At 73.2% G+C, this 5,389-nt stretch carries 5 protein-coding genes; 2 read left to right on the top strand and 3 right to left on the bottom strand.

Going from position 1 to position 5,389, the window contains the following annotated elements; translation table 11 throughout:
* The coding region (locus GT030_RS31930; protein ID WP_202460820.1) for a hypothetical protein at nucleotides 1-731 on the bottom strand (731 nt) is incomplete at its 3' end.
* Between the two features lie 222 nt (nucleotides 732-953).
* On the opposite strand from GT030_RS31930, the gene GT030_RS31925 reads away from it, so the two are divergent.
* The gene (locus tag GT030_RS31925) at nucleotides 954-1,403 is read left to right on the top strand and encodes an ATP-binding protein (protein ID WP_161204065.1); all 450 of its coding nucleotides are present in this window, start codon (nucleotides 954-956) and stop codon (nucleotides 1,401-1,403) included.
* Between the two features lie 49 nt (nucleotides 1,404-1,452).
* Here the strand turns inward: GT030_RS31925 and GT030_RS31920 are convergent, their stop codons facing one another.
* Both GT030_RS31920 and GT030_RS31915 read right to left on the bottom strand, forming a co-directional pair.
* On the bottom strand, nucleotides 1,453-2,919 hold the full coding sequence (locus GT030_RS31920; protein ID WP_161204064.1) for an aminopeptidase P family protein: 1,467 nt from the start codon (nucleotides 2,917-2,919) through the stop codon (nucleotides 1,453-1,455).
* A gap of 127 nt (nucleotides 2,920-3,046) precedes the next feature.
* A complete protein-coding gene (locus tag GT030_RS31915) occupies nucleotides 3,047-4,543 on the bottom strand; it encodes a PP2C family protein-serine/threonine phosphatase (protein ID WP_202460819.1) in 1,497 nt (498 codons plus the stop codon).
* A 503-nt stretch (nucleotides 4,544-5,046) separates the two neighbouring features.
* Here GT030_RS31915 and GT030_RS31910 point away from each other — a divergent pair.
* On the top strand, nucleotides 5,047-5,389 hold a 343-nt coding region (locus tag GT030_RS31910), incomplete at its 3' end, for a bifunctional DNA primase/polymerase (protein WP_202460818.1).

Below are 5,389 nucleotides of genomic sequence, written 5' to 3'. Positions count from 1 at the left end.
GCGGGTCCGGTCGCGGGCAGCAGCCCGGCGTACAGGGCGCGGGTCAGCGCGAGCGCGGCGCGCAGGGAGCGCACGAGCGCGCCCTCCGCGACGCCGTGCGTCGACAGCTCGACCAGCCGCAGCACGGCCAGGTCACCCCGGCGCAGCAGCCAGCCCAGGGCGAGCGCCGCGAGGAGGTGGCCGAGAAGCATCGGCAGCGAGAGCAGTGAGAGCGCCGACGGCACCGAGCCGGCCGGGGAGCCGGCCATGCCGGAGGCCTGTCCGCCGGTCGCCGCGTGCCCGGTGAAGCGGCCCGAGGCGTCGATGAGGCGGGCGTCGAGCAGCAGGCGGTAGGCGTGGCCGGGGGTGAGGGTGGCCGGGCCGGACCCGCACAGCAGTTGCGCGGCCCGCTGGACCATCTCGTCGTCGGCCGCGCCGGGGTGCGCGGTGCCCATGGACGCCATGGGCTGCGTGGTGTGCTGGCCGAGGCCGAACAGCGTGTGCAGGGCGACCTGGCCGAGGGCGAGGAGGGCCGCGATGGCGGGCACCGACCGGGCCCGTCCGGCGAGCGGCGCCATGACCAGCAGGGAGCCCGCGAACCCGGCGCCCAGCGTCCACAGCGGGACGTTCGCGCAGGAGGCCGTGGTGTGCCCGGCGGCGGCCAGCACGACACAGACCGCGGCGAAGACCGCGGCCCGCAGCAGCCGGACGCGGGGTCCGGGTCGCGCCGTGCGCGGACGAGGGGCACTCATGGCGGGGCTCATCATCGCACTGCGCCCGCCGCACCCCCGAGGCAGGGCCGCCGGATCGCGCCACGGCCGGGACGCGCGCTGCTGCGACGGCCGTACCTCATACCCCGATTCGTCCCGGCGCACATCGACCATATGGGCGGCATCACGTCACTTGAGGGCTTACGGGCGCTCACGCGCGGCAATAGGTAACGGTATGTCGAGCCGCGGCCGGGAGGCTGGAGCATGAGCATCTGGTGGTCACTCCATCTGCGCCGCGATGCCGCGAGCGTCCCGCTCGCCCGGCGGCTGCTGATCGGCACCATGGAGACGGCCGGTGTCGACCCCGACGTCTCCTACGACATCTCCGTGGCCCTCACCGAGGCGTGCGCCAACGCCGTCGAGCACGGCGGGACCGCGTGCGGGGAGCACACCGAGGCGTACCGGGTGACGGCCTATCTGGACGGCGAGAAGTGCCGCATCGAGGTGGCCGACTCGGGCCCCGGTGTCGCGTCCGCCCCGGCCCTGGGCATCCGGATGGCCCGCGTGGACGCCGAGGACGGCCGGGGCCTGTGTCTGATCCGGGAGCTGGCCGACCACGTCCACATCGGCGCCCGGCCGGGCCGCACGGGCACCGTGGTCAGCTTCGACAAGATCCTGAAGTGGAAGAAGGACCCCTCGCTGCTCACGGCGTGAGGGGTCCTTCACCGGGGCCGGGCACGATGCCCGGCCCTTCGTCGGGTTTTCAGCCCTTGAGCGACGCCATCCACGCCTCGACCTCGTCGGAGCGGCGCGGCAGCCCCGCCGACAGGTTCCGGTTGCCCTCGGCGGTGACGAGGATGTCGTCCTCGATCCGCACGCCGATGCCCCGGTACTCCTCCGGCACCGTCAGGTCGTCGGCCTGGAAGTACAGGCCGGGCTCGACGGTGAGGACCATGCCGGGCTCCAGCGTGCCGTCGACGTACGCCTCGGTGCGGGCGACCGCGCAGTCGTGGACGTCCATGCCGAGCATGTGACCGGTGCCGTGCAGGGTCCAGCGGCGCTGCAGGCCCAGCTCCAGGACGCGCTCGACCGGGCCCTCGACCAGGCCCCACTCGACCAGCTTCTCGGTGAGCACGCGCTGGGAGGCGTCGTGGAAGTCGCGGAACTTGGCGCCGGGCTTCACCGCCGCGATGCCGGCCTCCTGGGCCTCGTACACCGCGTCGTAGATCTTGCGCTGGAGGTCGGTGTAGGTGCCGTCGACCGGGAGGGTGCGGGTGACGTCGGCGGTGTAGAGGGTGTGGGTCTCCACGCCGGCGTCGAGCAGCAGCAGGTCGCCGGAGCGGACCGGGCCGTCGTTGCGCACCCAGTGCAGGGTGCAGGCGTGCGCGCCGGAGGCGCAGATCGAGCCGTAGCCGATGTCGTTGCCCTCCACGCGCGCGCGGAGGAAGAAGGTGCCCTCGATGTAGCGCTCCGAGGTGGCCTCGGCCTTGTCGAGGACCTTCACCACGTCCTCGAAGCCGCGCACGGTGGAGTCGACGGCCTTCTGCAGCTCGCCGATCTCGAACTCGTCCTTGACCAGGCGGGCCTCGGAGAGGAAGACGCGCAGCTCCTCGTCGCGCTCGGCGGTGACCTTGTCGGTCAGGGCCGCCTCGATCGCGGCGTCGTGACCGCGCACCACGCGCACCGGGCCGGTGGCCTCGCGCAGCGTGTCGGCCAGCTCGCGCACGTCGGCGGCCGGGATGCCGTACAGCGCCTCGGACTCGGTCAGCGAGTGGCGGCGGCCGACCCACAGCTCGCCCTGGCCGGAGAGCCAGAACTCGCCGTTCTCGCGGTCGGAGCGGGGCAGCATATAGATGGTGGCGTGGTGGCCGTCGGCGGTGGGCTCCAGGACCAGGACGCCGTCCTCGGTCTGGTTGCCGGTGAGGTAGGCGTACTCGGTGGCGGCGCGGAAGGCGTACTCGGTGTCGTTCGAGCGGGTCTTCAGGTTGCCCGCGGGGATCACCAGACGCTCGCCGGGGAAGCGGGCGGACAGCGCGGCGCGGCGGCGCGCGGTGTCGGCGGCCTGCGCGATCGGCTCCAGGTCACGCAGCTCGGTGTCGGCCCAGCCGGAGCGCATGTTCTCCGCCAGCTCGTCGGAGACACCGGGGTAGAGACCGTTCTTGCGCTGCTTGATGGGCTCCTCGGCCTCGGTGGCCTCGTCGGTAACGGCCGGGTTGAGCTCGTCGGACACTGATCCTCCTCGGTACGGCGTGTGGTCTCCCCCAGGGGGCACGCGGCGCTCGCGTCCACGCCCGAGCAGGGGTGCCTCCATCATCGTACGTTCGTACCGAAACCGGACCGGTCGTGCCTGCCTCCGCTCAGTCGAAGCGGGCCGCCAGGAGCACCACGTCCTCGTCGCCGGCGGCGGTGTCCTCCTCCGGCAGCAGGGTGGCGAGGACGTGATCGGCGACGGCGCCGGGGTCGGCGCGCAGGGCACGCGGCACGCGGGCCGCCGCCGCGTGCAGCCGGGCGAAGGCCCGGTCCATGGCCTCGCCGGTACGGCGGAGCAGCCCGTCGGTGTAGAGGAGAACCGTCTCTCCGGACTGGACGCCGAACTCCACGCTGGGCGCCTCCCAGCAGGCGAGCATGCCGAGCGGGGCGGACAGGGAGGTCTCGACGTACTCGGTGCGGCGCTCTCCGATCAGCAGCGGCGGGCTGTGCCCGGCACCGGCCAGGGTGACCCGGCGCGCGGCGGGCTCGCAGTAGGCGAACAGGGCGGTGGCCGAACGGGCGGGTTCGGTCAGCCGGAGCAGCAGCTCCAGGTCGGAGAGGACGGCGACCGGGTCCTCGCCCTCCATCACGGCGTAGGCCCGCAGGGAGGCGCGGAGCCGGCCCATCGCGGCGACGGCGCCCGGCCCGCCGCCGGGGACGGAGCCGACGGAGAGGCCGAGGGTGGTGTCGGGCAGCGGCAGCGCGTCGTACCAGTCGCCGCCGCCGCGCGGGCCGGTGCGGTGCCGGACGGCGAGCTGGACACCCGGGACGCGGGGGAGCCGGGAGGGGAGCAGTTCCTCGGTGAGGGTGGCGGTGTTCAGCCGGGCGCGCTCCACCTCCAGCAGCAGGGCGAGGTGCTCGGTGGTCTGGCGGAGGTAGAGCGCGATGAGATGTCTGTGGTGTTCGTCGGGGGCTGCCGGTTCGTCGTAGAGCCAGACGGCGGCGCCGATACGGGTGCTGTCGGTGGCCAGCGGCAGGGCGTGGCTGGCGGCGTAACCGAGGCGGGCGGCGACCTCGCGGTGGCGGGGGTCGAGGCCGGGCTCGGCCAGGAGGTCGGCGGTCCCGGTCAGCAGCGCCTCGCGCGGGACGGTCTCGATGTGGCCGAGATCGGCCCGGCCCAGGCCGAGGCCGACGGTGCCGCGGGGGCCGAGTCCGTCGCCGGGTTCCAGTACGACGAGACCGCGCCGGGCGCCCACGAGGGCGGCACCGGCGCGCAGCAGTTCCTCAAGTGCGGCTGGCAGGGCGGATGTTCGGCACATCCGTTCGGTCAGCTCGTGGAGGGTGGTGAGGTCGGAGACCCAGCCGGCCAGCCGGTCCTGGAGCAGGCTGCCGGGGGCTTCCGCGGCAGCGACGGGAGGCGGGGTGCCTCCTGGGGCGTCCGGTGCGGGACCGGCTTCCGGGGCGGGGGGTGCGGGCGCGACAGTGTGGGCGGGAGTGGGAACCGTGGGATCGATTCCGGCCACTTTCGGAGGGTGCGGGGCGTTCATGGCGTCCGGCTCTCGGACCGGTGCGTCTTGCTGAAAAGCATCGCAAACCCCCATGTGATTCTGCGCCGCCAGCAGTGTCTCCACATGTACACGCACTCGTGAGGGGATGTCCAGCATTGTCCTGCGGGGATTCCTGGTGTTGGTGGGGTGCGGGAGGGATCTCCCGGAACCCCTTGCCCTACTGGCAAGTTGGCTGGAAACTGCCTCGGGTGGAACGTCATTGCGGTCGACTGGCCCTGCTCGACGGAGCGTCACCACGGTCGTGCGGGGTACGTACTCGAGAGAAGTCCAGGGGTGGCCACAGGCCGCCCGGAACCTGGCGAAGGACCCGGACGTCATAACCACCGACGACCGAGCCCCATCCTCCCGTGGCGGAGGCGGAGAGAAACACGCGCGACGGCAAAACGCCAGACTTCGCCACCCCCGTGCCGTGTCCGTGCTCCAGAAGAACCGCACGTCTGAAGAACCGCACGTCGGACGCGGCCGTTGTTCCATCCCTGGGGGTTCCCCCGCCGTACGCGGGGGCGTGATGCGCCAACAGGTACGCACAGTGAAGTGATCCACACATGTTGTGATGTCCACGGTGTTGCCAGCGGTGCAACGGAAAGGAACGAGCGCTCATGCGCGAGATCCTCGGAAGCCGAAGCGGCCTTCCGCCCCGGCGGGGCGACGACGGCCCGGCGCTGATCGACGCGGCCACGACCTTCGCGGCGACGTGGCGGTGGCCGGTACTGCCGGGCACCGCCCCCGATCCGCAGGGTCCGGCCGGCTGCTCCTGCCCCGACCCCGCCTGCACGGTGCCCGGCGCCCATCCCGGTGACCCCGATCTGCTGGCGGCCACCACGGACGCCCGCATGGTGCGCTGGTGGTGGACCAGCCGTCCGGACGCGCCGATCGTCCTCGCCACCGGCGGCCAGGCCCCCTGCGCGGTCAGCCTCCCCGCAGCGGCCGGAGCCCGCGCGC

Source organism: Streptomyces sp. SID1328 (assembly GCF_009865595.1).
Lineage (GTDB): Bacteria > Actinomycetota > Actinomycetes > Streptomycetales > Streptomycetaceae > Streptomyces > Streptomyces griseoluteus.
This window is presented reverse-complemented; position numbering and strand designations above follow the sequence as displayed.

Bases quoted from the DNA above. Each gene is read 5' to 3' on its own strand.
- GT030_RS31925 (WP_161204065.1), top strand. From the start codon at position 954: ATGAGCATCTGGTGGTCACTCCATCTGCGCCGCGATGCCGCGAGCGTC.
- GT030_RS31915 (WP_202460819.1), bottom strand. From the start codon at position 4,543: ATGCTGGACATCCCCTCACGAGTGCGTGTACATGTGGAGACACTGCTG.